The 24,421-nt window shown below is 66.1% G+C and carries 25 protein-coding genes and 1 pseudogene; 9 read left to right on the top strand and 17 right to left on the bottom strand.

What is annotated here, in order from left to right; translation table 11 throughout:
• Nucleotides 1-55 precede the first annotated feature (55 nt).
• The 4 genes from SNOV_RS06240 to SNOV_RS06230 all read right to left on the bottom strand — a co-directional run bounded on the left by SNOV_RS06240 (nucleotide 56) and on the right by SNOV_RS06230 (nucleotide 2,736).
• Nucleotides 56-808, bottom strand: a complete 753-nt coding sequence (locus SNOV_RS06240) for an SDR family oxidoreductase (RefSeq protein ID WP_013166068.1) — start codon at nucleotides 806-808, stop codon at nucleotides 56-58.
• Nucleotides 809-833: 25 nt separating this feature from the next.
• Nucleotides 834-986, bottom strand: a complete 153-nt coding sequence (locus SNOV_RS23750) for a hypothetical protein (protein ID WP_013166067.1) — start codon at nucleotides 984-986, stop codon at nucleotides 834-836.
• A 106-nt stretch (nucleotides 987-1,092) separates the two neighbouring features.
• Nucleotides 1,093-1,272, bottom strand: a complete 180-nt coding sequence (locus SNOV_RS06235) for a hypothetical protein (protein ID WP_013166066.1) — start codon at nucleotides 1,270-1,272, stop codon at nucleotides 1,093-1,095.
• 33 nt (nucleotides 1,273-1,305) lie between these two features.
• Nucleotides 1,306-2,736 (bottom strand): NAD-dependent succinate-semialdehyde dehydrogenase, encoded by a 1,431-nt coding sequence (locus SNOV_RS06230; protein WP_013166065.1) that lies wholly within the window; start codon nucleotides 2,734-2,736, stop codon nucleotides 1,306-1,308.
• Nucleotides 2,737-2,951: 215 nt separating this feature from the next.
• On the opposite strand from SNOV_RS06230, the gene SNOV_RS06225 reads away from it, so the two are divergent.
• Complete coding sequence (locus SNOV_RS06225) at nucleotides 2,952-3,866, top strand: LysR substrate-binding domain-containing protein (RefSeq protein ID WP_013166064.1); 915 nt, start codon at nucleotides 2,952-2,954, stop codon at nucleotides 3,864-3,866.
• Between the two features lie 430 nt (nucleotides 3,867-4,296).
• Here the strand turns inward: SNOV_RS06225 and SNOV_RS06220 are convergent, their stop codons facing one another.
• Both SNOV_RS06220 and SNOV_RS06215 read right to left on the bottom strand, forming a co-directional pair.
• Nucleotides 4,297-5,649: an ATP-binding protein gene (locus SNOV_RS06220; RefSeq protein WP_013166063.1), complete on the bottom strand. Its 1,353-nt coding sequence runs from the start codon at nucleotides 5,647-5,649 to the stop codon at nucleotides 4,297-4,299.
• Nucleotides 5,646-6,308 (bottom strand): response regulator, encoded by a 663-nt coding sequence (locus tag SNOV_RS06215; protein WP_013166062.1) that lies wholly within the window; start codon nucleotides 6,306-6,308, stop codon nucleotides 5,646-5,648. Before SNOV_RS06215 ends, SNOV_RS06220 begins: the two co-directional genes overlap by 4 nt.
• A 115-nt stretch (nucleotides 6,309-6,423) precedes the next feature.
• Here SNOV_RS06215 and dsbD point away from each other — a divergent pair, with 115 nt between their 5' ends.
• The 5 genes from dsbD to SNOV_RS06190 all read left to right on the top strand — a co-directional run bounded on the left by dsbD (nucleotide 6,424) and on the right by SNOV_RS06190 (nucleotide 11,078).
• On the top strand, nucleotides 6,424-8,274 hold the full coding sequence (dsbD, locus tag SNOV_RS06210; RefSeq protein WP_013166061.1) for a protein-disulfide reductase DsbD: 1,851 nt from the start codon (nucleotides 6,424-6,426) through the stop codon (nucleotides 8,272-8,274).
• A 39-nt stretch (nucleotides 8,275-8,313) separates the two neighbouring features.
• Nucleotides 8,314-8,934, top strand: a complete 621-nt coding sequence (locus tag SNOV_RS06205) for a DsbA family protein (RefSeq protein ID WP_013166060.1) — start codon at nucleotides 8,314-8,316, stop codon at nucleotides 8,932-8,934.
• 4 nt (nucleotides 8,935-8,938) lie between these two features.
• Complete coding sequence (locus SNOV_RS06200; protein ID WP_013166059.1) at nucleotides 8,939-9,616, top strand: L,D-transpeptidase; 678 nt, start codon at nucleotides 8,939-8,941, stop codon at nucleotides 9,614-9,616.
• Between the two features lie 158 nt (nucleotides 9,617-9,774).
• Nucleotides 9,775-10,575, top strand: a complete 801-nt coding sequence (locus SNOV_RS06195; protein WP_013166058.1) for a TlpA disulfide reductase family protein — start codon at nucleotides 9,775-9,777, stop codon at nucleotides 10,573-10,575.
• 26 nt (nucleotides 10,576-10,601) lie between these two features.
• Nucleotides 10,602-11,078: a thioredoxin family protein gene (locus SNOV_RS06190; RefSeq protein ID WP_013166057.1), complete on the top strand. Its 477-nt coding sequence runs from the start codon at nucleotides 10,602-10,604 to the stop codon at nucleotides 11,076-11,078.
• A gap of 67 nt (nucleotides 11,079-11,145) precedes the next feature.
• On the opposite strand, the gene SNOV_RS06185 is transcribed toward SNOV_RS06190, so the two are convergent.
• The gene (locus SNOV_RS06185; RefSeq protein ID WP_013166056.1) at nucleotides 11,146-11,379 is read right to left on the bottom strand and encodes a hypothetical protein; all 234 of its coding nucleotides are present in this window, start codon (nucleotides 11,377-11,379) and stop codon (nucleotides 11,146-11,148) included.
• Between the two features lie 87 nt (nucleotides 11,380-11,466).
• Nucleotides 11,467-11,685 (bottom strand): hypothetical protein, encoded by a 219-nt coding sequence (locus tag SNOV_RS06180; protein ID WP_013166055.1) that lies wholly within the window; start codon nucleotides 11,683-11,685, stop codon nucleotides 11,467-11,469.
• A 241-nt stretch (nucleotides 11,686-11,926) separates the two neighbouring features.
• On the opposite strand from SNOV_RS06180, the pseudogene SNOV_RS06175 reads away from it, so the two are divergent.
• Both SNOV_RS06175 and SNOV_RS24210 read left to right on the top strand, forming a co-directional pair.
• Nucleotides 11,927-12,184, top strand: a pseudogene (locus SNOV_RS06175) (transposase); the annotation flags it as partial.
• A 62-nt stretch (nucleotides 12,185-12,246) separates the two neighbouring features.
• A complete protein-coding gene (locus SNOV_RS24210; protein ID WP_272481028.1) occupies nucleotides 12,247-12,381 on the top strand; it encodes a hypothetical protein in 135 nt (44 codons plus the stop codon).
• Between the two features lie 154 nt (nucleotides 12,382-12,535).
• On the opposite strand, the gene SNOV_RS06170 is transcribed toward SNOV_RS24210, so the two are convergent.
• The 6 genes from SNOV_RS06170 to solA all read right to left on the bottom strand — a co-directional run bounded on the left by SNOV_RS06170 (nucleotide 12,536) and on the right by solA (nucleotide 18,452).
• The gene (locus SNOV_RS06170) at nucleotides 12,536-13,933 is read right to left on the bottom strand and encodes an MmgE/PrpD family protein (RefSeq protein WP_013166053.1); all 1,398 of its coding nucleotides are present in this window, start codon (nucleotides 13,931-13,933) and stop codon (nucleotides 12,536-12,538) included.
• Nucleotides 13,933-14,700: an amino acid ABC transporter ATP-binding protein gene (locus SNOV_RS06165; protein WP_013166052.1), complete on the bottom strand. Its 768-nt coding sequence runs from the start codon at nucleotides 14,698-14,700 to the stop codon at nucleotides 13,933-13,935. The genes SNOV_RS06170 and SNOV_RS06165 overlap by 1 nt, the downstream gene beginning before the upstream one ends.
• Nucleotides 14,701-14,714: 14 nt before the next feature.
• Nucleotides 14,715-15,572 (bottom strand): amino acid ABC transporter permease, encoded by an 858-nt coding sequence (locus SNOV_RS06160; protein ID WP_013166051.1) that lies wholly within the window; start codon nucleotides 15,570-15,572, stop codon nucleotides 14,715-14,717.
• A complete protein-coding gene (locus tag SNOV_RS06155; protein WP_013166050.1) occupies nucleotides 15,569-16,315 on the bottom strand; it encodes an amino acid ABC transporter permease in 747 nt (248 codons plus the stop codon). Before SNOV_RS06155 ends, SNOV_RS06160 begins: the two co-directional genes overlap by 4 nt.
• 94 nt (nucleotides 16,316-16,409) lie before the next feature.
• Nucleotides 16,410-17,222 (bottom strand): transporter substrate-binding domain-containing protein, encoded by an 813-nt coding sequence (locus SNOV_RS06150; RefSeq protein WP_013166049.1) that lies wholly within the window; start codon nucleotides 17,220-17,222, stop codon nucleotides 16,410-16,412.
• 81 nt (nucleotides 17,223-17,303) lie between these two features.
• Nucleotides 17,304-18,452, bottom strand: a complete 1,149-nt coding sequence (gene solA / locus SNOV_RS06145; RefSeq protein WP_049785704.1) for an N-methyl-L-tryptophan oxidase — start codon at nucleotides 18,450-18,452, stop codon at nucleotides 17,304-17,306.
• Nucleotides 18,453-18,622: 170 nt separating this feature from the next.
• Between solA and SNOV_RS06140 the strand changes: the two genes are divergently transcribed.
• Nucleotides 18,623-19,588 carry a LysR family transcriptional regulator gene (locus SNOV_RS06140; protein WP_013166047.1) on the top strand — a complete coding sequence of 322 codons (966 nt, stop codon included), beginning with the start codon at nucleotides 18,623-18,625 and terminating at the stop codon, nucleotides 19,586-19,588.
• Nucleotides 19,589-19,829: 241 nt separating this feature from the next.
• On the opposite strand, the gene SNOV_RS24315 is transcribed toward SNOV_RS06140, so the two are convergent.
• From SNOV_RS24315 to SNOV_RS06130, 3 genes are all read right to left on the bottom strand, one after another.
• Nucleotides 19,830-20,012, bottom strand: a complete 183-nt coding sequence (locus SNOV_RS24315; RefSeq protein ID WP_335328978.1) for a DUF6634 family protein — start codon at nucleotides 20,010-20,012, stop codon at nucleotides 19,830-19,832.
• Nucleotides 20,013-20,170: 158 nt separating this feature from the next.
• Nucleotides 20,171-23,281: an efflux RND transporter permease subunit gene (locus SNOV_RS06135; RefSeq protein WP_013166046.1), complete on the bottom strand. Its 3,111-nt coding sequence runs from the start codon at nucleotides 23,279-23,281 to the stop codon at nucleotides 20,171-20,173.
• Nucleotides 23,278-24,396 (bottom strand): efflux RND transporter periplasmic adaptor subunit, encoded by a 1,119-nt coding sequence (locus SNOV_RS06130; RefSeq protein ID WP_013166045.1) that lies wholly within the window; start codon nucleotides 24,394-24,396, stop codon nucleotides 23,278-23,280. Before SNOV_RS06130 ends, SNOV_RS06135 begins: the two co-directional genes overlap by 4 nt.
• Nucleotides 24,397-24,421 lie beyond the last annotated feature (25 nt).

Here is a 24,421-nt window from a genome sequence, read left to right as displayed (position 1 = left end):
TCTCCTTGAAAGGGGGGACGTATGACGCCCGCCGTCGGGAAGTACGGATCAGGGATCAGATGTTCTGGCCGCCCGAGATCTCGATGCGCTGGGCGGTGATCCAGCGGTTCTCGAGGCCGAGCAAACTGGCCACGGCCGGACCGATGTCGTCGGGAACGCCTACCCGACCAAGCGCGATCATCGCGGCAAAAGCGTCGTTATAGGCCGGGGTGTCCCGCACGGCGCCACCGAGGAAATCGGTGGCGATGGCCCCTGGCGCGACGACGTTGGCGGTGATGCCCCGGCCGCCCAGTTCCTTCGCCATATAGAGCGTCATGATCTCTACAGCGCCCTTGGCGGCCGAGTAGGCCGAGAAGCCCGGGTAGGAGACACGGGTGAGGCCGGACGAGAAATTTACGATCCGGCCGCCATCGGCCAACATCGGCAGCAAGGCCTGCGTCAGGAAGTAGACGCCCTTTACGTGAACATTGAATATGAGGTCGAATTGCGCCTCGGTCGTCTCGGCGAAGGCGGCCATCTCGCCGTGTCCGGCGTTGTTGACGAGATGGTCGAAGTTGTCCCGGCCCAGAGACGTCAGCGCGTCGCGCACCTGATCTGAGAAAGCGCCGAAGCCCGAGATGTCGCCAGTGTCGAGCTGAAGGGCGACGGCCCGGCGGCCCATGGCTTCGATCTCAGTCACCACCGCTTGGGCCTCGTCGGCGCGGTTGCGGTAGGTCAGGATCACATCGCCGCCATGGCGAGCGATGCTGAGAGCGGTGTTGCGGCCCAGGCCACGGCTGCCGCCGGTGACGATAGAGAGCGTGGTCATTGTCTTCGTCCTTTGAAGGTGAGGGTTAACCAAGCTTGATGTTGCGGAGCGCGACCTCGCCGTGCTCGCGATCAAGGCGCAGCAGGGCGCCGCTGGAGGCGCTCTCTATGAAAAGGGCCAGGGTCGCAGCCAGGAGAGCGGCGAGGCCCAGTCCGGCCGAGACGAACATCCCTGTCATCAGCAGATCGGCTCCGCCGTTGCGGAGACGGCGGCATTGAGCCACCCCAGGCAGTTCAACTGCAGCCAGACGCGCCGACGGATCAGCTGAAGCGCCTAGGTCCGTTTCACGTAGCGGACCGCGAGGCTCTGTCGATTGGTCTCTCAAGAGCCGCGCGGGTTTCACGCCGGTGGCTGATGGCCAGGTTGTAGCGCGTCGTGGCGCCGTTCTGGAGGATGGCGCTGGCGTTGGTCAGGATGGCCGGCCCGGCGATGAAGGACAGGGAGGCGAAGGAATCTTCGAGCACGTCGGACCTCCAGGCTTTGAGGAGCGCGCCGGATCAGGCCGCGAGGCTCAGATGCTTGGTGCGCTGATAGGGCTTGAGGATCTCGGGTCCGCCCTCGGTCTCCATGCCGCTCTCCTTCCAGCCGCCGAGCGCGGCTTCGGGATTGTGGGTAATGGGACCGTTGACGCCGACGACGCCGTATTCGAGCGCGTCGATCAGGCGGCGCTGGCGCACCGGATCATGGGTGACGACGTAGGACGCCAGTCCGAACTCCGGACGATTGGCGCGACGCAGCATCTCGGCCTCATCCGTAAAGGAGAGCATCGGCGCAATCGGACCGAAGGGCTCGTCGTTCAGGACCGAGGCTTCTTCAGGCACGTCGTCCAGCACGGTCGGCGCGTAGAAATAGCCTTCGTTGCCAAGCCTGCGGCCCCCGGTCAAAACGGTCGCACCACGCATCCGCGCGTCCTCGACCATGGCTTCCACGGAGCCCAGGCGGCGGGCGTTGGCGACCGGCCCCATCTCGACGCCAGGATCCTGACCGGGACCAACCCGCAGGGCTTCGGCGCGCTCGACGAAGCGGGCGACGAAGCGATCGCGGATCGAAGCCTCGACGAAGAAGCGCGACGGGCTGAGGCAGAATTGGCCGGCGTTGTGGAACTTGGCAGTCGCCAGCATGTCGGCGGCCCAGATCGGGTCGACGTCGCCGCATACAATGACCGGCGCGTGGCCGCCAAGCTCCATGCTGACGGTCTTGATGCGCGCGCCAGCCGCGGCGGCCAGGCGCTTGCCGATCGGGATCGATCCGGTGAAGGACAGCTTGGCCACTTCCGGCGCGGCGACGAGATGGTCGGAGATCAGGCTCGGTTCGCCGAAGATGACGGAAATCGCTGCCGGCGGCACGCCTGCCTCCAGCAGGGCACGAGCCAAGGTCAGCACGGATCCGGGCGTTTCCTGCGACGGCTTGCAGATCACCGAGCAGCCTGCTCCAAGGGCGCCGGCGAATTTCTTGGCGGCCAGAGCCATGGGAAAATTCCATGGCGTGAAGGCGGCCACGACGCCGACCGGATGCGCTTGGACCTCGGTGCGGCTGCCCGGACTGCGGCCCACAACGGAGTAATCGGCGATCCGTCGGGACTCTTCCCCACCCCATTCCAGAAAGTCTGCGGACCGCTGGACTTCAAGCCGGGCCTGGACCAGAGGCTTGCCCTGTTCTCGAGTGATCGTCCGGGCAGCGACCTCTACGTCGGCGCGCAAGATGTCCGCCGCGCGTTTGAGAATGCGGCCGCGTTCCCACGGCGAGGTAGTCGACCAGGTGCGCAGGCCCCGGACTGACACGCTGACGGCCTGCGTCAGGTCACTGGCGGTCGCGTAGGCGACGGTCCCGATCGCCTCGCCGGTGGCCGGGTCGACGACTTCGGAAGACCGTCCCGCCGAGCCAGCGCGCTCGACGCCGTCGATCAGAAGGCGAAACTCGTGAGACATGGATCGGCTCCTCGCGCCATGTGGCGCGACATGCCCGGCGGGTTTCGCCGGAGGTGATGGTCAGTCGTGAAAACATCGCAGCCGTTTGGCCGGATCGCGTGCGTCGCTCGCCGGAAAGATTGTCCGCGCTGGGCTGACCATCACTGAATAGGCCCAGCGATTGCGCATGAGAATGACTTCGTTTATTTCTCAGCCATACCTGATAGGTATGAGTCATGGAACTTAGGCATCTCCGCTACTTCGTCGCGATAGCCGAGGAAGGGAGCCTGACCTCGGCGGCGGAGAAACGTCTTCACACGGCGCAACCCTCGCTGAGCCGGCAATTGCGCGATCTGGAACATGAGGTGGGCGCGCAACTGCTGGAGCGTGGCGCGCGGGGCGTCACCCTGACTCCTGCCGGCCGAGCTTTCCTGGAGCACGCCCGTCTGGCGCTAAAATCCGCGGCGGAAGCGGTGGGAGCGGCCCGTCGGGCCGCGCGCCCGCCGAAGCCGAGCTTTTCGGTTGGCTTCCTCACGGGTCAGGAAGTGGAATGGCTGCGCCATGTCAGCCACGTGCTGCGCGATCAGCTGAAGGACATCGATTTCCGGGTATCGAGCGACTTCTCCGTCGAGATCGCTGCCTCGCTGCAGCGCGGCGACATCGACCTTGGCTTTTGCCGGATCGAGCCTCAGCCCGACGTGACCTACCGGGTCATCGCATCCGAACCGATAAGGGTCGTGCTCCCTCGCGACCACCCGCTGACCGCCTGCTCGGCGATCGACGTGCGTGACATCGAACCCGCATCCTTCATCGGCTACACCGACTCTCCCCACGTGTTGCGGGGCATTGTCGACCGCTATCTGGCGGATCGCAGCGTGGCGATGGCCCCGACGAGCTTCCTCGACGGCATCGCGACCGGGATTTCCCTGGTGGCCTCTACGGGCGGAGTTACCCTCCTGCCAGCCTATGTCGAGCCGCTCTTGCCCAGGTCCGTTGTCAGCCGCCCCCTGGTGGGCAATCCTCCCGTGATCGACATCGCAGCAGGCTATCGAGCGGACAATCCCTCACCCGTACTCAAGTACTTCTTGGAAAATATCGACAGTCTGGTCACGTCACGGGAAAACGATGCGAGTGCTTTTACCCAAGGCTGAATAACGCCCGGTCGGGAATTGGTTCGCAAATCAGCTATTGGCACACACCGACCGACTTCAGGCCATCAATCCAGGTCCGAAGCGGCTGGGGAGCAACGCGCCCTCCAATATAGCCGCTGCTAGTGTCGCCGCGAATGCCCAGGGTGAGGTCGGGGGTCGAATGGCGCTTAGAGGGGTTTCTCACCACAACCGGACTTTGGCTAGGTGCGACAGCGGCAACGAAATACTGATGCGAAAGTGCCAAGGACTCGAGAGCGGCCGCACACCGAATCTTCGACAGAGGGCCCATTAGAGGGCGGATGTCACGGCGTAGCCTCAGGTGGCGGGAGCGTCTGTCGGGCAAGCCTGCGCGCTCGCGCGCACGGTCGAGGGCATGGCGGCGTCGATTTCAGCGCCCTGAGCACTGTGCAGGGGACGATCCCTGCGCAAATCACGCGGGTCGTGGCGGACTGCTTTCTCGCCCTAGTTCGATGACGGCACGCACACCGGTGCGGTCCGTGCGGTTGGCAATGTCGAGGTGCGCGCCGAGACGACGAGTGGCGGCATCCGCGATGGCGAGGCCGAGACCCGAACCGGCAGCGGTTGTCGTGCGCCCGCGGTAGAAGCGCTGGCGCACGAGGTCGAGTTCCCCCGCGGGAATGCCCGGACCCTCATCCTCGACCACAATCCTGTCTGTCTCCTCCGCACGCCAGCGGATTGTCCCGGCCGGCGTGTTTTGGACGGCGTTCTCCTGCAGGTTGCGTAGCACCAGTGAGAGGGTGTCGCCATCGACCTGTCGCACCCAGCGGTCCAGCTCGGGATCGATGAGGGTCATGACGCCAGGGGGATGCGGCACGGCATCGGCAATGTCGCGGACCAGCGCGCCGAGGGCGACCTCTCTGACCGTGCCATCCGCTCCCGCGTCGAGACGCGCCAGCGCCAGAAGCTGGCGCACAAGCCGGGTGGTTCGATCCACCGAGACGATGATCTGCCGGAGCGCGTTCTCGCGCAGATTGGTCTCGCCGGCGGCGAGGGCGACCTGTGCCTGCGTCTTCAGCCCCGCCAGCGGCGTCCGCAGTTCATGCGCGGCGAAGGCGGTGATATCGCGTTCGTGTGCGCGGGCCGCCTCGACCTTGGAAAACAACCCGTTCAGAGCGCCAATCAGCGGCTGGATTTCCTCCGGCGCACCGCTCGGAGCAACCGGGCGCATGTCATCGCCCTCGCGCGCGGCGATCTCCTCTGCCGCCTTGCTGAGGGGGCGAAGGCCCCGCCCTAGACTGAACCAGATGAGCAGTCCCAGAAGGGGGAAGGCCAGCAAGGCCGGAGCCGCGAGACCGGCGACAAGATCGTGTACCAGTCGGTCGCGCAGCCCGATCCGATCCCCGACCACCACGCGCACCCCTTTCACGGGATCCTCGATCGTGTAGACGCGCCAGGTCTCGCCGTTGATCTGTCGATCGGAGAAACCGGTGCTCTCGCCCGTCAGCGCATCATTCGGCGCGCCAGCGGAACGGGCAATCAGACGACCGTCGAACGACCAGATCTGGCAGGAGAGCTGGCGCTCATAGCCGGCATCGGATGGCGGAGGCAACGACGCCGAGGCTTGCGGGGCCGTTCCGGCCTCTTCGGTGCCTGTCGCCATGGCCAACGAATGAACCATACGGGCCGCTTCCTGCAGGCGAGCGTCGAGGACATGCTCCAACTCGCTGCGGCTGCCGATGCTGATCCAGGCGATGGCGCAAAGCCAGATGAAGCCGGTGGCCGCCAGCAGGATGAGGAAAAGCCGCCGTCGCAGCGAAGTCATGCCGGTACCCGCAGCCGATAGCCGAGCCCACGCACCGTCTCGATCAGATCGCGGCCGAGCTTGGCACGCAGGTTATGGATGTAGACCTCGACCGTGTTGCTCTCGATCTCCTCCTGCCAGCCATAGAGCCGCTCCTCCAGTTCGCCTTTCGAGCGGATCACACCGGGCCGCTCCATCAGCATCGACAGTACGGCGAACTCCCGCCGAGACACCGGCACGGGAACTTCGTCGATGCTCACCGAGAGCGTCGCGGGATCGAGCGCGACAGTGCCATGGGTGAGAAGCGGGCTCGCCCGACCGCCGCCTCGCCGGACCAACGCCCGCAGGCGCGCGGCGAGCTCGTCGAGATCGAACGGCTTGCCGAGAAAGTCGTCCGCACCGCCGTCCAGCCCACGCACCCGGTCCGGCGTCTCGTCAAGCGCCGTCAGCACGATGACCGGGGTCGCGTCGTGCCGCGCGCGCAGCGTCGCCAGGACATCGAACCCCGAGCCGTCCGGCAGCATCAGATCGAGCACGACGGCATCAAAGCGCGACGAACCCAGCGCGGCCTCGGCATCGGCGCAGTTGCCCACCGCGTCGACGGTGAGCCCGGCCAGCCAGAGTCCCGCACGGATCCCATCCGCCAGAACGGCGTCGTCCTCGACCAGAAGTATGCGCATCACGCCCTGTTCATCTCCGTTGCTTCTCGCGTCGGCAGCATCCGCCGGCACCTTAAGGCTGGCTTAAGGTGAGGATAAGAGCGCTGCATCGCGATCAATGAGGAGCGGTGACGCGATGGCATGGCAATTCCTGGCTGGGGTGATCCGCTCGGTGATTCTTGGGCTGGCGTGCCTGTCGCCGCTGGGTGCCACTGCGGGCGAGAGCGCGAGCTTCACCGCGCTGCTAGCCCCAACGGCCGCCGCCGAGCCCTTCACTCTCCAAGCCGGACGGTCGCCTTCGGGCGCGCTGCTGCTGCGCTGGAAGGTTGCGCCGGGAAACTATCTCTACCGCGACAGTCTGGAGGCGTCGCGTGACGGCGCGCCCGTTGCTCTCGAGCGGCCCACCGGAGAGGCCAAGGACGATCCCAATTTCGGCGTGGTCCAGATCTTCCATCGCGATGTTGAGGCCAACGCCGGCGAACTCGCCCGTACCGGTCAGCTTCGGGTCAGCTATCAAGGCTGCTCGGACAAGGGCATCTGCTTTCCACCCCAGGCCCGTCTCGTCAATCTCGCCAGCCTCCAGATAGCTGAGGTGTCGCCTGGGCTGACGTCGTCTCCGGCGGATGCGGCCGACCCGGAAAGCCCGTCTCTGGCCGCGAGTGAAGCGGGCTCGACGCCGATGGCGATCGTCGAGAACGAGAGTGAAGGCATTGCCGCGCTGTTCCAGGGCGGGCTCGGCTGGACAATGCTGGCCTTTCTCGGTTTCGGCCTGCTGCTGGCGCTCACGCCGTGCGTGTTCCCGATGATTCCGATTCTCGCCGGCATGCTCACCCGCTCAGGCGAAGCGTTGACATGGCGGCGCAGCCTCGTGCTCACCGGCTCCTATGTGCTGGCCATGGCGGGCGCCTACGGGCTGATCGGCGCGGTGGCTGGCTGGTCGGGAGCGAATCTTCAAGCGGCGCTGCAGACCCCGCTTGCCCTCGGCGTAATGGCCGCGATCTTCGTCGCGCTGGCGCTGTCCATGTTCGGCCTGTTTGATCTCGCACTTCCGGCGGGGTTTTCCGCCCGGCTGGCCGGGCGCGGCGGCGGCGGCTCTATCAGTGGGGCGGCGGTGCTGGGCTTCGGCTCGGCGCTTATCGTCGGGCCGTGCGTTACTCCGCCACTTGCGGGCGCGATGCTCTATGCTGCTGCGACCGGCGATGCCGCCACCGGGGCCGCGGCGCTCTTCATGCTCGGCCTCGGCATGGGGCTGCCGCTGATGCTGGTCGGGCTGTTTGGCGCCTCGCTACTGCCGCGCGGCGGCGTCTGGCTCGAGCAGGCCAAGAAGGGTTTCGGCGTCGTCTTCCTTGCCGTCGCCATCCTGCTCGCCGGGAGGCTTCTGCCGCCGCCGGCCACGCTGGCCATGCTCGGCGTACTGCTGGTGGGCTCGGCGGCGTTCTTCGGCGGGTTTGATCGGCTTACCGCGTCGAGCGGCGCCGCTGCGCGCCTCGCGCGAGGCGGCGGCATGGTGGCGGCGCTCTATGGCGCGACGCTCGTCATCGGTGCCGCCGGTGGAGCGCAGGACCCATTTCGTCCGCTGGCCTTTGTCGCTGCGCCGGCTGCTGACCAGCCGGTGGCGGACACCGCTGTCACCGTCGCATCTTCCTCCGGCTTCGACCGGGCGATTGTCGAAGCGAGCGAAGGTCCTGCGCCGGACCGACCCATCCTGGTCGACTTCACGGCCGACTGGTGCACTGTCTGCAAGTCCAACGCGACGGTGATGGCCGCGCCCGAATTGCGCGCACGGCTGGTCGGCCTGCCGCAGATTACGGCCGACGTCACCGACTACAACGAAGCGACCCGCTCCCTGATGAAGCGGTTCCGCGTGGTCGGCCCGCCGGCGCTGTTCCTCGTCGACGCGCAGGGACGCGAGATTCCCGGCTCCCGCATCGTCGGCCCCATCACCGTCGAGGAGATCGCCCGCCGGCTCGACGCCGCGGGCGCGTGACCCGCTTCGCCTCTCATCCCTAAACGCTCAGGAGTTCGCATGCAGCGCCGCCACTTCCTTACGCTTGCCGGCATGCTCGTCGCAGGCGCGACCTTTCCGACCTCTCCCGTCCTCTCACAGGGCGTCGATGTCGACGCGATCTTGCGCGACCCCGCCGCACCGACGTCCGGCAACCCGAACGGCGACGTCACCGTCGTCGCCTTCCTCGACTACAATTGCCCGTACTGCAAGAAGGCCGCACCGGATCTCGAACGTGCCGTGAAGGAAGATGGCGGAATCCGGCTGGTCTACAAGGACTGGCCGATCCTCACCGAAGCCTCGGTCTATGGCGCACAAATGGCGCTCGCTGCCAAGTACCAGGACGGCTACGACAAGGTCCATCACGCCCTGATGGCCATCCCCGGCCGCGGCGTCAGCAAGGAGCAGATGGCGGCAGCGGTGCGCGCGACGGGTATCGATATCGACCGGCTCAATGCCGATCTCAACACTCATGTCGGCGACATCGCCGCTCTGCTAAGGCGCAACCTAGCCCAGGCGGAATCGATCGGCCTACAAGGGACGCCAACCTACCTCATCGGCCCGTTCCGCACCTCGACGCTGGACTATGCCGGCTTCAAGGAAGCCTTCGCCGAAGCGCGCCGTCGCCAAGCGGCGGAGTGATCTCATGCAGCTCAGAAATGACCGTCAGACGCTGTGCGGCGTGTCACGGCGCGGCGTGCTCCTTCTTCTTCCCCTCGCGCTCGCCGCCTGCGCCACACGCCGGCCCCAGTCTGCACCAGCGCCCGCTGTCTCCCCGTTTGCCTCGCGCTACGCGGCGCTGGAGGATGGCGGGTTCCGGGTTCCCGGCGTGCCTGTCGGCGAAATGAAGGAGCGCAACCGCCGCGCGCTGGTCGACGATCCCACCGGCCAGCTTCCGGGAACGCTGGTGGTCGACCCCAAGAACCGTTTCCTCTACCTCGTGCAGGAGAACGGCAAGGCCCTGCGCTACGGTGTCGGCGTCGGCCGCGAGGGGCTGGAGTTCAGCGGCACCGCCGAGGTGGCCCACAAGCGCGCTTGGCCACGGTGGACGCCGACCCCGAACATGATCGCGCGCGAGCCGGAGAAATACGAGAAATGGGCCGGGGGCATGGCGGGCGGGGAGAGCAATCCGCTCGGCGCCCGCGCCCTTTACCTGTTCAAGGACGGCAAGGATACGCTCTACCGCATCCACGGCACCAATGAGCCGTGGTCGATCGGCGAGGCGGTCTCGTCCGGCTGCATCCGCATGATGAATCAGGACGTGATCGACCTCTATCAGCGCATCCCGGACGGAACGAAGGTCGTGGTCCTGCCCGCCAACTGAGCACACGCAGCTCGGTAGTATCAGACACGGATGTTGCTGGGCCGCGTCGCCGATTGTGGTGGTCTCCCACGCCACATGAGCCAGCCGCTTAAGCCTCGCTTAAGCTGGGTTTCGCACCAGCCGAGCTTCAGCCGTCCGCGCCTGGAGCCCGATCCGTCATGAGTGCCTATAGCCTCGGTCCCTTCGTCTTCGCCGGCGACCGTCTCGCGGCGATTGTTGGCATCTTTGCGTTCCTGCTGGTGGCGACCTTCCTTGACCGCCGCTTCGCGCCAGGGCTCGGGCGTGCGGCGTGGTGGGCGCTGCTCACGGGCCTCATGGGCGCCCGGCTCGGTCATGTCGTGCAGCATTGGGGCAGCTTCTCGCAGGAACCGATACGCGCCTTCGCCTTCTGGCAGGGCGGCTTTGCACCATTGCCGGGGGCGGTGCTGGCGAGCGCCGCCGGTGCGATGGCCATCCGCTCGTGGCGGGCCGCGGCCGCGCTAGTCGTCTCCGCGGCGTTCGGCCTGCTGTTTTGGGCCGGCACCGGCGAACTCACCCGGGCAACGATCGGCAAGGCCGCGCCGACCGTCGCTCTGGCGCAGCTCGATGGACCGCCGCTGGCCATCAGCGATCTGCGCGGCCGTCCGTCCGTGGTCAATCTCTGGGCCACGTGGTGCCCACCCTGCCGGCGCGAGATGCCGCTGCTGGCGCGCGCTTCTGCCGAGAACCGCGAGGCGGCGTTTGTTTTCGTCAACCAGGCCGAAGGGCCGGACCGCATTCGCGCCTATCTCAAGGATGAAGGGCTCAGGCTTGACCGTGTGCTGCTGGACCCAGCACTTGAAGTGCAGCGCCATTACGGCGCCGCCGGTATCCCGCTCACCCTGTTTCTTCGCGCCGACGGCACGCTGGCGGATCTGCATGTCGGGGAGATTTCGCCAGAGCTGCTGCAGGCCGGTCTCGACGCGGCCGCCGCTCGCTAAATTCGCCCACTTTCAGCAGGCTTTCCATGAACCCGATCGATCCGATACATCTCCCAGATCGGCCGGCGCTCAGCCGTCGGGCTCTATTGCTGGCGCCGATAACACTGACCGCATTTTCGACCGCTGCAACCGCGGTCGTGAGGCGCACGCGCGTCGCCAGCGTGGCCGATTTCGGCGCGGCGCTGGGCTTTCTCGGCCAGCGCCATCCGAATGTGCTGGTCTATGTCTCCGCTCGCTGGTGCCCCATCTGCAGAACGATCGATGCGACCGTACTGACCTCCGCCCGCGTGCGGCAGGCTCTGCGTGACGTGCCGCTGCTGGAGGTCGATGTCACCGCCATGGGCCCCCAAGCCCGCGCCCTCATGCAACTGGTTGCGGCGGAAGGGCCGCCGACACTGTTCGTTGTCGATGCCCGTGTTCGCGCCGAGCGCCCCGGCACCCGGCTCGTCGGTGTTTTCACGGAAGCGGTGCTTTTGGAGCGTCTGCGGCCCTTCACCGGGTAGCCAACAGCGAGGAGTTAGCCAGGGTACCTTCCCGCCAGCTGCGATGTTCGGCTGATTCAGAGCTGGGTCAAGCCGCCCGCTTCATTGCCGTCGAGTTCAGCGGCAAAGCGACGTCGTCGAATTCAACATCGATGACGAGCCGCCGCAATTCCGGGCAGCCAGCCATGACGCCCCAGCCCAGTGCGACAAGCGCCGCCTCATCGTAGTCGGGGACGATCGGTTGGACTGTCACCGCCAGCTGCCGAGTGCCGCGATCATAGGCGAGGCTGGTGCCGTCGATATCGAACTTTCGCGCAAGCATGGGCATTCCCCCTCTGTAACAATCACTAATGAAGTGTGAACGAGGTGGTTCCACGAGTCTCACGAAAGATATGACCCGAAGCTGCGCTCATGCTGCGGCAGCGGTGTTGATTTCCTCGACATCGACCACATGCACGCGGCCGGCGTCCTCGAGGTCGGCCTGCCAGTCGACGCTTATCTGTGCATTGCCATGAACCCCTTGGCGGGCCACCCGCTCGGCCTCTCCGAGATCGGTAGCGTCGACGACGACGCGGCCGATCTCCCGCGTGGTGACGGTCCGCTCGAGCGTGATGGTGAACTGGGTCATGGCGCTGCTCCGCTGAAGACTGCGCGCCGCATATGCATCCGCCGGGGCAGAGCGGTCTTTGAAATTTGCACCCCGCTTGCCCATGGGCACGCCCAGCCGGGAAACTCCATTCACCGTCCGCGTGGAACGATAAAAGTGCTCTGTACCATGCCGGATGTGGCTGCGGCGGCAGGCGCGGTTGACCTGAGACCCTGATCCTCCTCCAGATTTAGGTAGAGGCCGTCGACCATGGAGACGGACGATGCGAGCCTCACGGTTCACAGAGGAACAGATCATCGGGATGCTGAAGGAGCAGGAGGCGGGCGCGAAGACCGCTGACGTCTGCCGCAGGCACGGCATCTCCTCGGCGACCTTCTACAAGTTCAAGGCCAAGTACGGCGGCATGGACGTGTCCGATGCCCGGCGGCTGAAGGCGCTCGAGGAGGAGAACGCGCGGCTGAAGAAGCTGCTGGCGGAGCAGATGCTGGATAACGCCATCAAGCGCTCATCTGGCGGTCGGTTCCGCGGCCAGTCCAGCAGGCGCGCCTGGCAGCCTTGCCGATAGGGATGGTTTTCCCGGCGATGGTGGCAAGCCCCGTCGACATCCCCCGAGACTTCCAGCCGACGGCCGATCTCAAGGGCTTTACCCGGCAGCCGACGCGCGAGGCGAAGCATAGCCTGTCCTCGGACGTGGGAGGCGAGGATCTCGACGCCTAGGGAGAGGACTCATTGCTTATTACCAGAAGACGTGGCGGCGAGAGCGATGGCAGACAGGAATATGGGTGGAGCATCGGCTGTAGAGTTGCGACCCGACGCCAGTCCCTCGGCCTGCCGAACAGCACGCTTCCCCGAGTGCCGCACTTTGCCATAGTTACGCTGTGAGCTCGGCACGCGCAGCCGCGGTCCACAGCGCGGCGACATCTGGCTCTTGATCGAGCGCGCGCAAACGGCGCAGAAGCCGGTCAGCCGCCTCCGGCATCATCGCGCGGGATGCGCACGAGCGGAACTTCGCGGCGTGATCCTCCGCGCTCATCGGGCGTTCGGGGTTGCCAATGGCGAGGTCCCGTGCGCCACGGATCGTCCGGCCATCGCGGAGAAGGAACGTCATCCGGACTGGCGCGGTGCCGATGAAACCCAGCGCCGCAAGCTCGGGCGAGAGCTCCTGCCGAACGACGGCCATGAGCCTTCGCACCTTGGGGTCGGCAAGCGTCTCGGGTACGAACAGGTCCCATGTGAGCGGACCGCGGGCGAGCGTCGCCGCCAGCGCGAACTCCATGGAGAAGCGCGCCTCCTGGGGCGTGCACGGCGCGTGGACGACGAGTTCCCTTTGCGCGAGCAGGCTCACGCCGACATGGACCTCCGCCACATCGTCCGCGCCGAAACCGTGCTCGGCCATGAGGTCGAGCGTGAGGTCACAGGCGGGGTGCGATCCGCTGCAGCACGGGAAGCGCTTGAACGCCAGCCCGCGCGCGGCAAGGTCGAATGGCGTGCCGAACGGAAGGTAGCGCCCGTCGAGGCGCGCGCGGGAGGCGGCTCCGGCGAGGCACGCGACATAGCCGTCCTGGCCCTCGATGGCGGTGCGCGAGGCGGTGACGCCGGCGCGCGCGAGCGAGACGGCTTCGAGCCCGTTGCGAGCCGCCATGCCGGCGTGCCACGGCTTCGCCTGCGTGCCGAAGTTGGAGCGGATGCCGCCGGAGCGCGAGGCCGCGAGGCCGAGCGCATGGACGCATGTGGTCCGGTCGAGGTTCAGCAGCAGGGCGGCCGCGGCGGCGGCGCCGAGGGTGTAGAGCGCGCCCGTCGTATGCCAGCCGGCCTCGGAGGCCTCCGGCATGCAGAGCTCCGCGATGCGGTGCGCGACCTCGACGCCCGCGACGTAAGCGCGGAGGGCGTCCGCACCGGAGCCGCCGACCTGCTCGGCCACGGCGAGCGCCACGGGCGCGACGACGGTGGTGGGATGGCCGATCGTCGTCCAGCTCGTGTCGTCGAAATCGAGCGCATGGCCGGCGACCGCGTTGCAGAGCGCGGCATTCTCGGGATCGAGCCTCAGACCGGCCGCGCCGATCACCGTCGCGCCGGTGCCGAACGCCCGCTCGGCCGCCCAGGCGCGGACATTGCGCGCGACCGGCTCCGCCGCGCCCGCGAGGGCGACGCCGACATAATCGGTGATCGCAAGCCGCGCGATGGCAGCCACTTCGGCCCCCAAGGGCCGGTGGCGGAGATCGATCAGGAAGTCCGCCGCCTGCTCGGTGACACTGCGCCCGGCGGCCATCACAGCACCTGCGAGAGGAATTCCCGGGTGCGCGGATCGCGCGGATCGCTGAAGAAAGCCGCAGGCGGCCCGTGCTCCACGATGACGCCACGGTCGGTGAAATAGATGTGGTCGGCGACATCGCGGGCGAAGTTCATCTCGTGCGTCACGAGCAGGCAGGTCATGCCGTCCTCGGCAAGCTCGCGGATGGTGAAGAGCACCTCCTTCACCGTCTCCGGATCGAGCGCGGCAGTGACCTCATCGAACAGCATGACGTCGGGCCGCATGGCGAGCGAGCGGGCTATGGCGACGCGCTGCTGCTGGCCGCCGGACAGCTCCCCGGGATAGCTGTCCTCCTTGCCGACGAGCCGGACCTTTTTCATCAGGGCGCGGGCGCGCTCCTCGACCTCGCGCTTGTCCTGATGGAGCACGTGGATCGGAGCCATCATCACGTTCTGCAGGGCGGTCTTGTGCGGAAACAGATTGTATTGCTGGAAGACCATGCCGACCTTGCGCCGCAGGGCGAGCTTGTCGAGGCCCGGATTCGCCACCTCGATACCTTCGACACGGATGGTTCCCGAGGTCACGGGCACCAGCGCGTTGATGCAGCGGATAAGCGTCGACTTGCCCGAGCCCGACGGGCCGATGATGCAAATCACCTCGCCCTTCTTCACGTCGAAGCTGACCCCCTTCAGCACCTCCAAGGCGCCGAAGTATTTGTGCACATCGATCAGCTGGACGATGGGCTGGTCGGGCGTCCAGGTTTTGGGAGCAGTCGCAACGGCCATGCTCGAATGGTCTTTCAGCGGATGTGGAATCGACGCTCGAGCCGGGCGGTGAACCGGTCGATCGGGTAGCAGTAGAGGAAGAAGCAGAACAGGGCGAAGCCGTAGAGCGGCGCGAACAGCTCAGGCCGGCCGCCTTCGGCGGTGTGGACCTGGGCGGTAAGCGTCAGCATCTCGGAGACACCGACGATGGAGGCCTGCACGGTCGCCATGGTGACGAGCGAATAGAGGTTCATCCACGGTGGCAGCATGCGTTTGACGCACTGCGGCAGGATGATCCGCCACATCGTCTGGCGCGGCGTGAAGGCGAGCGATTCCGCCGCTTCCCATTGCGTCGACGGCACGGAGCGCACCGCGCCGCGTACGATCTCGGCAACGTTCGCCATCACCGGCAGAGAGAAGCCCACCGTCGCCTTCACCCAGTCGGGCAAAGGAATTTGCACGCCGAAGATCGTGACCTGGAAGGGCACGAGGAACATCACGAAGAACAGCAGCACCAGCCAGGGCGCGTTGCGGAAGAACTGCGTGAGCGCCCAGCAGATACGGGCCAGCAAGGGGTTCTCGGAAATCATGCCCAGGCCGACACCGAGGCCGGCGCCGGTGCCGATCGCCATCGCGATCATGGAGATCAGGATGTTGAAGGCGAAGCCGGACAGCAGCAATGGCGCCCATTTGACGATGACTTCGAGCGGCGGCAGCTGGGCATTGTCGGCCTGCGCCCAGGCGGTGCCGGCGAACAGCGCGAGGCCGGCACCGAACAGGAGGGCGTGCACGGGCGCGAGGCGCGGCGTTCCCAGCCGGGTGGGCTCGATGCGGAACGGCAAGAGGACCGGAAGCGGCGCGTCCGCCCTCATCTGCGTGTCCTTCGTGCTCATCGGCCATACCCCGGGATGTGCAGCGACTTCTCCCAGCGGTGCATGATCCAGACCAGGATGCCCACCAGGATGCCGTAGGTCACGAACAGCACCAGCATCATCTCGAACACATTCTGCGATTCCGACCAGATCTGCTTCACGGCGTAGAGCGTCTCCGGCACGGCGATCGCATAGGCGAGCGTGGTGGTCTTGAGCAGGTTGACCAGGTTGTTGTTCAGGGCCGGCAGGCACACCCGCAGCGCGAGCGGCAATATCACGTAGACATAGGCCTTGAGCCGGGTGTAGCCGAGCGCCTCGGCCGCCTCCACCGTGGTCTTCGGCACGGCCTCGATGCCGGACCGGAAGATCTCGACGTTGAACGCGCCGGCGAACAGCGACAGCGCGATGATCGCCCAATCCACATTGTCGATGAAGGGCTGGCGCAGGCCGAACTGGTCCTGCCCGGCGGGCAGGATCGCGCCGATGCCGAAATAGAAGAAGAAGATCTGTACCAGGGGCGGTGTGTTGCGGAACAGGACGACGAAGCCGTTGATCGCGCCGCGCACGATGCGCGAGGGCGCGCCTTGCAGAAGGGCGCCGACCGCGCCGATCAGAAGGCTCGCCAGAATGGTGGAGACCGTCAGCACGACGGTCATCCTCACGCCGTCGACGTAACGGTTCCAGTCATAGGGGTCGTAGAAGACCGTGAAGTTGAGACCCGTCGTTTCGTAGAGGTCTTTGAACCAGGCGGGTATGACGTCCATCGCGCTATCCGGTTGGCGATCCGCGCAATGCGCGCCATCTCAAAATCTTGGAACGGACGCAGCCGACCCGATGGCAGGTCGGCCGCGTGAGCGATCAGTTGGTCGCGCTCTTCATCTTCTCATGCATGCCCTTCGAGTAATCGGTCGGCTCGATGCCGTACTTCTTCTCTTCGGCGACGATGAAGCCCGTCTTCATCCAGTCTTTGGTCGTATCCTCAAGGAATTTCTGGAGGGTGTCGTTGCCGAGAGCAACTGCCATGATCCACGGGGCGTCCAGCACGCCCTTCAGCGGCATCTCGTAATCGCCGCTCCACTCGGCGTCGAGCAATTTGCCCTGAACGAACGTCTGGTCGTAGACATAACCGACACAGTTCCCCTGCTTGAGCGCGAAGAGCGGCTTCTCGGAACCGTCGAAGGCGACGATCTCGACGCCGTACTTCTGGGCGATCTCCTTGTTGTACCAGGCGCCCGAGGTCGCGCAGAGCGGCTTGCCCTTCAATTCGGACCAGTCCTTCACGCCGGCCTTCTTCGGCAGAAGCACGTTGACGAAGTCGGAGTAGTAGGGCGGGTCGATGGCCTGCACGACCTTCCGGCGCTCCGGCTTGTCCGACATGGTCGCGATCAGCATGTCGACCTTGCCCTGCTGCAGGAATTCGATGCGGTTCGACGATACGACCGGCACCAGTTCGAGCTTCACGCCCAGACGCTTGGCGACGTCGGCCGCGAGGTCGGGCTCGATCCCGACCACGGCACCCGACGGGTCGCGGAAACCGAAGGGCTTGTAGTCGGCCTTCACGCCAACGATCAGCGTACCCCGCTGCTTGATGGCGTCGACACCATCCGCCGCCTGCGCGGCGAAAGGTGCGAGCACGCCGGCGAGGAGAAGAGCGATCATCGATCTGCGCATGAGGAGGAACCTTTCATCGATGTCGGGACGACAGGTCCCGGTTCAGGGAATCGGCGCCGGCAGCCGAGGAGCGGCCGGTCGTCAGCTAGCATGCCATTCCGGGCTCATTTCGAAACGCCCGAGCGAAAAGGGAGTGAGGTCGAACGAGCTCGGGCCACCCGTGACCGCCTCCGCCACGGCCTGGCCGATGCCCGCCGAGTGCTTGAAGCCGTGGCCCGAGCAGGCGGAGACGACCATCACGCGGTCCTGCTGCGGGTGGCGATCGATGATGAATCCGTTGTCGGGCGTTACCGTGTAAAGGCATGCGGCAGCTTGGGCGACCTCGGTGGTGACGCCGGCGACGCGGCCGGCGATGTGCGTGCGCCGCATCTCGGCGGATTCGGCCGACGAGACCTCGCGATCGAGAGTCTCGGCCGTCGTGGCGGCCACGTACTGTTCGGTCGCGACCTTGAGCCGGTCGTCGCCCGGCAGCGGCGGAAAACCGTAGAAGTAATCTTCGTCGCCCGTTCCATGCATCCAGATGATAACCGGGCCTCCGGCATGCGGCGTGACATCTTCCAGCCGAAACCAATGCAGAACCTGCCGGCTCACCGTGAGCAATCGGTCGAACGGCGGGCCAAGGAGCGGCGCCGTCCAGGCGCCGGCCGCGACGACGACCTGGTCGGCGACGATCTCGTCTCCGTCGACGCCGATGCGGACCACATCGCCCTCCTGCCGGATCACGGTGACTTCCGAGCGCAGCCGGAGGCGGGCCCCGAGCGCCCGCGCCTGGCTAAGCTGGGCAGCGATGCAGCGCTCCGGCCGCACGTAGCCGCCATTGGGTTCGTAATAGACCTTGTCGTCGCTCGCGAGTCCCACGAACTGCGGGAACCGCCGGCGTGCTTCGGCGCCGTCGAGAACCTCGTGCGGGATGTCGAACGCCCGCGCCGTTTCGATGGAGCGACCTACGAAATCCGGCTTGCCGTGGTGCGACGACGCGCCGGAACCCGGCGCGACGACCAGAACGCCGCAGGCCTCCAGCAGCGGCTCGCCGGTGGCCGCCTCGAGCTCCCGCCAGATCTCGTGCGAGGCAAGCACGAAGGGTACGTAGTCGGCGCCCTCGCCGACGGCCTGCCGGGTGATCCGCGTTTCGCCATGGCTCGAGCCGAGGGCATGCGGCGGCTCGAAGCGATCGATCCCGATCGCGTCGACGCCACGGCGCGCGAGCTGATAAAGCGTCGCCGCACCCATGGCGCCAAGACCTATGACGGCAACCTGCGTCCGTTCCAACGGCTAGCGCCCCCTCACCTGCACAAAATTACGCCCTGTCTTAAAAACCATCACGGCGTGGTGCGGAGGTCAATCGAAACGCGGCATATTCAGTAGATCTACAAAGAATCATTCCCTACACTAATAAAATCGTGCTGGACCTTGATTTGCATACGTTCCGCCTAGTCGCTGCCGTGGCGGATACGGGAAGCGTTACCGCGGCCGCGGAGCGGGCCGGGGTCACCCAGTCGGCGGTCTCGCAGGCTCTGCGGCGTGCGGAAGCGCTGATCGGCACCCCGTTGTTCGACCGCAGCCGGCGGCCGCTCACGCCAACCCATGTCGGGCGCATGGTTGCCAGTCGGGCTGATGAACTCGCCCGCGCGGCCGAGCGGCTGCTGGCAGATGCGCGGGCTGCCGCGGAACTGCCGGGAAGCATCGATTTACGCATCGGCCTTGTCGATTCGCTGGCCGGCACCGTCGGCGCGCGCATCGTAAGGGAGCTCGCCGACGGTGCACTTGCCCTTACGGTAACCGCCTGGTCAGGCCTCGCCTTCTCCCACACGCAAGCTCTGATGCGCCACGAGATCGATGTTGCACTGACCTGTGACCCCATGGAGGGCCTTGGCGGTGTCGAGCGGATCGTGGTCTTTCGGGAGCCCTATGTGCTGATCGCGCCGCGCACCGAGGTCGATGTGGTGCGCGGCAGAGATTTGCAGGCGGTGCTCGAGCACTATCGTTTGGTGCGTCACAGTGCCCGCTCCTACGCCGGGCAGCATGTCGAACGGCATCTCGGCAGGATGGGGCTTCGGCCGCCACGGGCATTCGAGTTCGATACTTCGGACGCTCTCGTGGCCATGGTCGCAACCGGCATGGGCGTCGCGATCACCACGCCGCTCTGCATATTGCAGGGGGCGGCGCATACCGCAGGCATCGTGGCAATGCCGCTGCCGGGTGCCGCCTTCTCGCGCGAACTGCTGTTGACGACTCGGCGCGGCGACTTCGACGATCTGGCGCCGCGTATCGCGGAAGTTGCGCGAAGCGTGGCGCGATCGCATGCCCTCCCCTCGATGCTCGCAATAGCACCTTGGCTGACGCCCGAAGCCCTCGCGCTCGGCTGAGATGCCAGCGGGTGGGCGGCCGATATTTGGGCCTAACCCGTCTTCGGTTCGCGCGGCGGCTCGGCCCAGGTCTGCTTCCTGGCACAAGTCTAATTTCGGCTCCTGGCGCGTTCCGGAAATCACTCCCATGAATGCTCCTGCGATCAACGGTGGACGTTCCAGCGGGCCCTGGAAGTTCGTCGTTGTAGCCACGACAGCCGGTCGGGCAGGTTCCTCGTTGGCCCTTCAGGAGCGACGCCGGTCAGTGGTAGTGTCTGGAAACGGGCACCTTGGGCGGTGGCAGTGCGGACTTGCCGAGGCGATACCAGCGACTGAGAGTGTGCGCGATTGTCCGGTCCTCGCTGATCCACAGAACAGGACTGGTCGTGATCCATTGATCGCCCAGATGCGGATGGCTCACCGACTCCCCGATCAGCACCGGCATCTCGCCGCAGCGGCGCGTCCGATGCCGGATGAAACACCGGTAACGAGGACGACTTTCGAATTCGACATGATCATTCCTTCGGTGAGTGCTTTGGGATGAGAGGGGCTGAGGCGTCTGCGTGCTCTTGATCCCCGCGCGCCAAGTCGGGCGTCAGCCCCTCATCCGGCGGCAAGGGCTGCGTGCCTGCCCGGTTTTCCCGTCGCGTCCGCATGGACCTCGTCGTCCGTGGCCTTGATGCGGAACCAGGCGGCATACAGCGCGGGGAGGAACAGGAGGATCATCACTGTGCCGACCGCCGTTCCGCCGATGAGCGTGTAGGCCATGGATCCCCAGAACACCGAGTGCGTGAGCGGGATAAAGGCGAGCACGGCGGCCAGGGCGGTCAGCATGACCGGCCGTGTTCGCTGGACGGTGGCTTCGATGACGGCACGATAATCGTCGAGCCCGGCCGCTTTGTTTTCCTTGATCTGCTCGGTCAGGATCAGGGTATTGCGCATCAGGATCCCGGCGAGCCCGATCAGCCCGAGAATGGCGTTGAAGCCGAAGGGTTGGTTGAAGAGCAGCAATGTCGGGACGACGCCGGCAAGGCCGAGCGGCGCGGTCAACATCACCATGGTCATCGTCGAGAGGCTGCGGACCTGCAGGATGATGACGATCAGCATCGCCGCGATCATCACGGGGAAGATATTGGCCAGCGCGACGTTGGCCTTGATGGATTCCTCGATGTTTCCGGCCATCTCGATGCGGTAGCCGACGGGGAGCGAGGCGATCAGCGGCTGCAGCGCCTTCATCACCTGCTGGGAGACCTCCGGCGGCTGCGTCGCCTCGTTGACATCCGCACGGACGGTGATGATCGGCGTGCGGTCGCGCCGCTTCAGGATCGGCTCCTCGAGCCGGATCTCGGAACGCCCGACCTGGTCCAGCGGAACCTGCCGCCCGTCCCGGCTCATCAATGAGAAGTCTGCCAGCCGGGACGGATCGAGCCGATTGTCGCCGGCGCTGCGGGCCACGACGGGCACGTTGCGGATGTTCTCGCGAACCTGCGTGACGGGAATGCCGGTCAGCAGCAGCTGCATCTGCTGGGCGGCCTCGGCGGGCGACAGGCCGATCAGGTTCAGCCGGTCCTGGTCGGGAATAAAGCGCAGGACGGGTGCGCGGTTGCCCCAGTCCCTGTTGGCCTGCCGGACGTCGGCAATGCCGGCCATGATGCCGAGGGCTTTCTCGGAGATGCGGTACAGCTCAACTGGGTCGGGGCCCATGATGCGGAACTCGACCGGGAACGGCGTATAGGGGCCGAAGACGAGCTGCGTAACCCGGACGAAGGCTTCGGGAACGAGACCCTCGGCGATGACCGCGCGGAGCTCATGCTTCAGCCTTTCGCGCGCTTCGGCATCCGGCGTCAGCACCACGATCTTGGCGAAGGACGGATCGGGCAGTTCCGGCGCCATGGCGAAGAAGAAGCGCGGAGCGCCCTGGCCGATATAGCTCGTGACGATCTTCGCCTCGGGCCGTTCCTCCAGCCAGCGCTCGACTTTTTCCACCGCCGCCGTCGTGGTCTCGATGCTGGTGCCTTCCGGCATGCGCACTTCGACCAGCACCTCGGGCCGATCCGAGGTCGGGAAGAACTGCTGCTTGATCGCTCCCATTCCCACGACCGAGAGAGCCATGGCGACGCCCACCACCGCGCAGGTCATGAATTTATGGCGCACGGTGAACTGGATCACGCGCCTCAGGCGCCGATAGTTCGGCGTATCGTAGATCGCGTGGTGGCCTCCCTCGACTGGCTTGATCGCCGGCAGCATCTTCACGCCGAGATAGGGGGTGAAGACCACGGCGACGACCCAGGACACGATCAGCGCGAAGCCGACGACCCAGAAGATGTTTCCGGCATACTCGCCCGCGCTGGAGGCGGCGAAGCCGACGGGCATCAGGCCGATGATGGTCACCAGCGTGCCCGAGAGCATGGGGGCGGCCGTATGGCTCCAGGCGTAGGCCGCCGCCTTTATGCGATCCATGCCCTCTTCCATCTTCACCACCATCACCTCGATGGCGATGATGGCGTCGTCGACGAGCAGGCCGAGCGCCAGGATCAGCGCGCCCAGCGTGATGCGATCGAAGAAGCGGCCGGTCTCCAGCATGATGAGGAAGACGACGGCAAGGGTCAGCGGCACCGCGAGCGCGACGACGATGCCGACGCGCCAGCCGAGGCTGACCAGACTGACGAAGAGGACGACCCCGAGCGCCATCGCGAATTTCATCATGAACTCGCCGACGGCCGCATCGATGTTCACGGCCTGGTCGCTGACCTTGGCGAGCGTCATGCCGAGCGGAAGGGTGTCGGCGATCGCGCTGGAGCGGGCTTCGAGCGCCTTGCCGAGTTCCAGCCCGTTCCATCCCTGCTGCATCACCGCCGCCAGCATGATAGCGGGCTCGCCATCATGGCGGATGATGTAGGTTTCAGGGTCCTGATAGCCGCGGCGCACCTCGGCGACATCGGAGAGCTTGAGCGTCCGCCCGCCGGCAACGATCGGCGTGTCGGCAATCGCCTCGATGCTGTCATAGGCCCCGTCGAAGCGGATGAAGACCTGGGGGCCGCGCGTGTCGATCGAGCCTGCGGGAGTGACGGTGTTCTGGCGCTGAAGCGCGCTGGCGATATCCTGCGCCGACACGCCCAATGTTGCGAGCTTGGCGTAGGAGAACTCGACGAAGATCTGTTCGGGACGTTCGCCCAGAATATTGATCTTCTTGACGCCGGGTACGTGCAGCAGATCCTGCCGGATCACCTCGGCCTGCCGCGCCAGTTCGCGCATCGGCATGCCCTTGGCCTTCAGTGCATAAAGGCCGAAACTCACATCGGAGAACTCGTCGTTGACGAACGGGCCGAGCACGCCGGGTGGGAGGTTGCGCGCCTCGTCGCCGAGTTTCTTGCGCGCCTGATAGAATTCCTCCTCGACGGCGGCAGGGGGCGTGCTGTCCTTCAGCGTGACCGTCAGGAAGGCGAAGCCGGGGCGGGCTATGGTCTCGACCCGGTCGTACCAGGTCAGTTCCTGAATGCGCTTCTCCAGCGGCTCGGCGACGAGATCCTGCATCTCGCGTGCCGTCGCGCCTGGCCACGCCACCGTGACGGTCAGCGTCTTGATGGTGAAGGAGGGGTCTTCCGCCCTCCCAAGCTTGACGAAGGCGTAGACACCCGCGGCAGCCAGCAGAACGATGAAGAACAGGGTGACGGCCCGTTCGCGAACCGCGATGGCCGATAGATTGAAGCTCATCGGTCGGCTCCCGCGATCCGGCCGGCCGTTCTGACGGGGGCGCCGTCTTTCAGGAGATGCGCGCCCAGCGCCACGACTTCCTGTCCAAGCTCAAGGCCGGTGACGGTCGCGCTTTCTCCGCCAAGCCGTTTGATCTGGACGGGAGCGAAGCGCACGGTCGACGATGTGCGCTCGACCACCCAGACACCCGTGCGAAGGCCATCGTCCAGCAGTGCGCCGACCGGGACGGAGACCTCCGATTGCCTTTCACCGCTGGTGAGCGTGATGGTCACGGTCGAGCCAAGCGGCGCCGACGCCGCGTCGCCGTCGAGCACGTAGCGCGCCTCGTAGGTTCGCGTCTGGGCATCGGCGGCATCGGAAATCTGCCTCAAGCGAGCCGCGCTGGGCTCGGCAGTGCTGCCGTAGACGATGGCTTTCGCCTGCGAACCCAAGGCCGGGCGGATCGTCTCTGGAAGCGCGACGACGGCTTCGCGCGGCCCGGCATGTGCCAGCTGAACCACTGTCTGGCCTGCCGCTACCACCTGTCCCGGCTCGCCGAGCGTTGCGACGACGGTGCCGTCTGCACCTGCGGTCAGGGTGGAATAGGTGGCTTCGTTCTCGGCGACGTCGGCTTCCGCCTCGGCGGCGGCGAGCTGTGCCTGTGCCGTGTCGAGCGTCGCCTTTGCCTGCTCATAACGTTGGGGGGTAGCCGCAAGTCCTCCCTTTACCAGGGCGGCGTAACGCTTCTCGTCCGCGCTGGCTTGAACCACGACCGCGCGGGCAGCGGCAACGGCATTGCGCTTGGCGGTGAGTGCGAGACGCAGATCGGTGTCGTCGATGCGCATCAAGGGCTGCCCCGCCTTGACCTGCTGCCCGACATCGACGAGCCGCTCGACGATCTTGCCGGGCACGCGAAAGCCGAGATTGCTCTGCACCCTCGCCTCGATGAGGCCCGTAAAGCCACGCTCGACACCTTTCACAGGCGCCGCCGTCGCCACTCGGACGAGCGGGGCTTCCTGTCGCGGATCGCTCACCGCACCGGCGTGCTGCGAGGAGGAAGAAAGCGTGACGAATGAGGCGGCCCCGGCCCCAGCGATGAGAACACCCGCCAGCACGATAGCGGACTTCTTCTTCATGTCCGTCGCCCTACTAAATTAGATT

Origin of the sequence: Ancylobacter novellus DSM 506, from assembly GCF_000092925.1 — a bacterium.
Taxonomy (GTDB): domain Bacteria; phylum Pseudomonadota; class Alphaproteobacteria; order Rhizobiales; family Xanthobacteraceae; genus Ancylobacter; species Ancylobacter novellus.
This window is presented reverse-complemented; position numbering and strand designations above follow the sequence as displayed.

Excerpts from the sequence above, each read along its gene's own strand:
- SNOV_RS06240 (WP_013166068.1), bottom strand. The coding sequence starts at position 808 with ATGACCACGCTCTCTATCGTCACCGGCGGCAGCCGTGGCCTGGGCCGC.
- SNOV_RS23750 (WP_013166067.1), bottom strand. The coding sequence starts at position 986 with ATGACAGGGATGTTCGTCTCGGCCGGACTGGGCCTCGCCGCTCTCCTG.
- SNOV_RS06230 (WP_013166065.1), bottom strand. The coding sequence starts at position 2,736 with ATGTCTCACGAGTTTCGCCTTCTGATCGACGGCGTCGAGCGCGCTGGC.
- SNOV_RS06225 (WP_013166064.1), top strand. The coding sequence starts at position 2,952 with ATGGAACTTAGGCATCTCCGCTACTTCGTCGCGATAGCCGAGGAAGGG.
- SNOV_RS06220 (WP_013166063.1), bottom strand. The coding sequence starts at position 5,649 with ATGACTTCGCTGCGACGGCGGCTTTTCCTCATCCTGCTGGCGGCCACC.
- SNOV_RS06215 (WP_013166062.1), bottom strand. The coding sequence starts at position 6,308 with ATGCGCATACTTCTGGTCGAGGACGACGCCGTTCTGGCGGATGGGATC.
- dsbD (WP_013166061.1), top strand. The coding sequence starts at position 6,424 with ATGGCATGGCAATTCCTGGCTGGGGTGATCCGCTCGGTGATTCTTGGG.
- SNOV_RS06205 (WP_013166060.1), top strand. The coding sequence starts at position 8,314 with ATGCAGCGCCGCCACTTCCTTACGCTTGCCGGCATGCTCGTCGCAGGC.
- SNOV_RS06200 (WP_013166059.1), top strand. The coding sequence starts at position 8,939 with ATGCAGCTCAGAAATGACCGTCAGACGCTGTGCGGCGTGTCACGGCGC.
- SNOV_RS06195 (WP_013166058.1), top strand. The coding sequence starts at position 9,775 with ATGAGTGCCTATAGCCTCGGTCCCTTCGTCTTCGCCGGCGACCGTCTC.
- SNOV_RS06190 (WP_013166057.1), top strand. The coding sequence starts at position 10,602 with ATGAACCCGATCGATCCGATACATCTCCCAGATCGGCCGGCGCTCAGC.
- SNOV_RS06185 (WP_013166056.1), bottom strand. The coding sequence starts at position 11,379 with ATGCTTGCGCGAAAGTTCGATATCGACGGCACCAGCCTCGCCTATGAT.
- SNOV_RS06180 (WP_013166055.1), bottom strand. The coding sequence starts at position 11,685 with ATGACCCAGTTCACCATCACGCTCGAGCGGACCGTCACCACGCGGGAG.
- SNOV_RS24210 (WP_272481028.1), top strand. The coding sequence starts at position 12,247 with ATGGTGGCAAGCCCCGTCGACATCCCCCGAGACTTCCAGCCGACGGCC.
- SNOV_RS06170 (WP_013166053.1), bottom strand. The coding sequence starts at position 13,933 with ATGGCCGCCGGGCGCAGTGTCACCGAGCAGGCGGCGGACTTCCTGATC.
- SNOV_RS06165 (WP_013166052.1), bottom strand. The coding sequence starts at position 14,700 with ATGGCCGTTGCGACTGCTCCCAAAACCTGGACGCCCGACCAGCCCATC.
- SNOV_RS06160 (WP_013166051.1), bottom strand. The coding sequence starts at position 15,572 with ATGAGCACGAAGGACACGCAGATGAGGGCGGACGCGCCGCTTCCGGTC.
- SNOV_RS06155 (WP_013166050.1), bottom strand. The coding sequence starts at position 16,315 with ATGGACGTCATACCCGCCTGGTTCAAAGACCTCTACGAAACGACGGGT.
- SNOV_RS06150 (WP_013166049.1), bottom strand. The coding sequence starts at position 17,222 with ATGCGCAGATCGATGATCGCTCTTCTCCTCGCCGGCGTGCTCGCACCT.
- solA (WP_049785704.1), bottom strand. The coding sequence starts at position 18,452 with ATGGGTGCGGCGACGCTTTATCAGCTCGCGCGCCGTGGCGTCGACGCG.
- SNOV_RS24315 (WP_335328978.1), bottom strand. The coding sequence starts at position 20,012 with ATGCCGGTGCTGATCGGGGAGTCGGTGAGCCATCCGCATCTGGGCGAT.
- SNOV_RS06135 (WP_013166046.1), bottom strand. The coding sequence starts at position 23,281 with ATGAGCTTCAATCTATCGGCCATCGCGGTTCGCGAACGGGCCGTCACC.
- SNOV_RS06130 (WP_013166045.1), bottom strand. The coding sequence starts at position 24,396 with ATGAAGAAGAAGTCCGCTATCGTGCTGGCGGGTGTTCTCATCGCTGGG.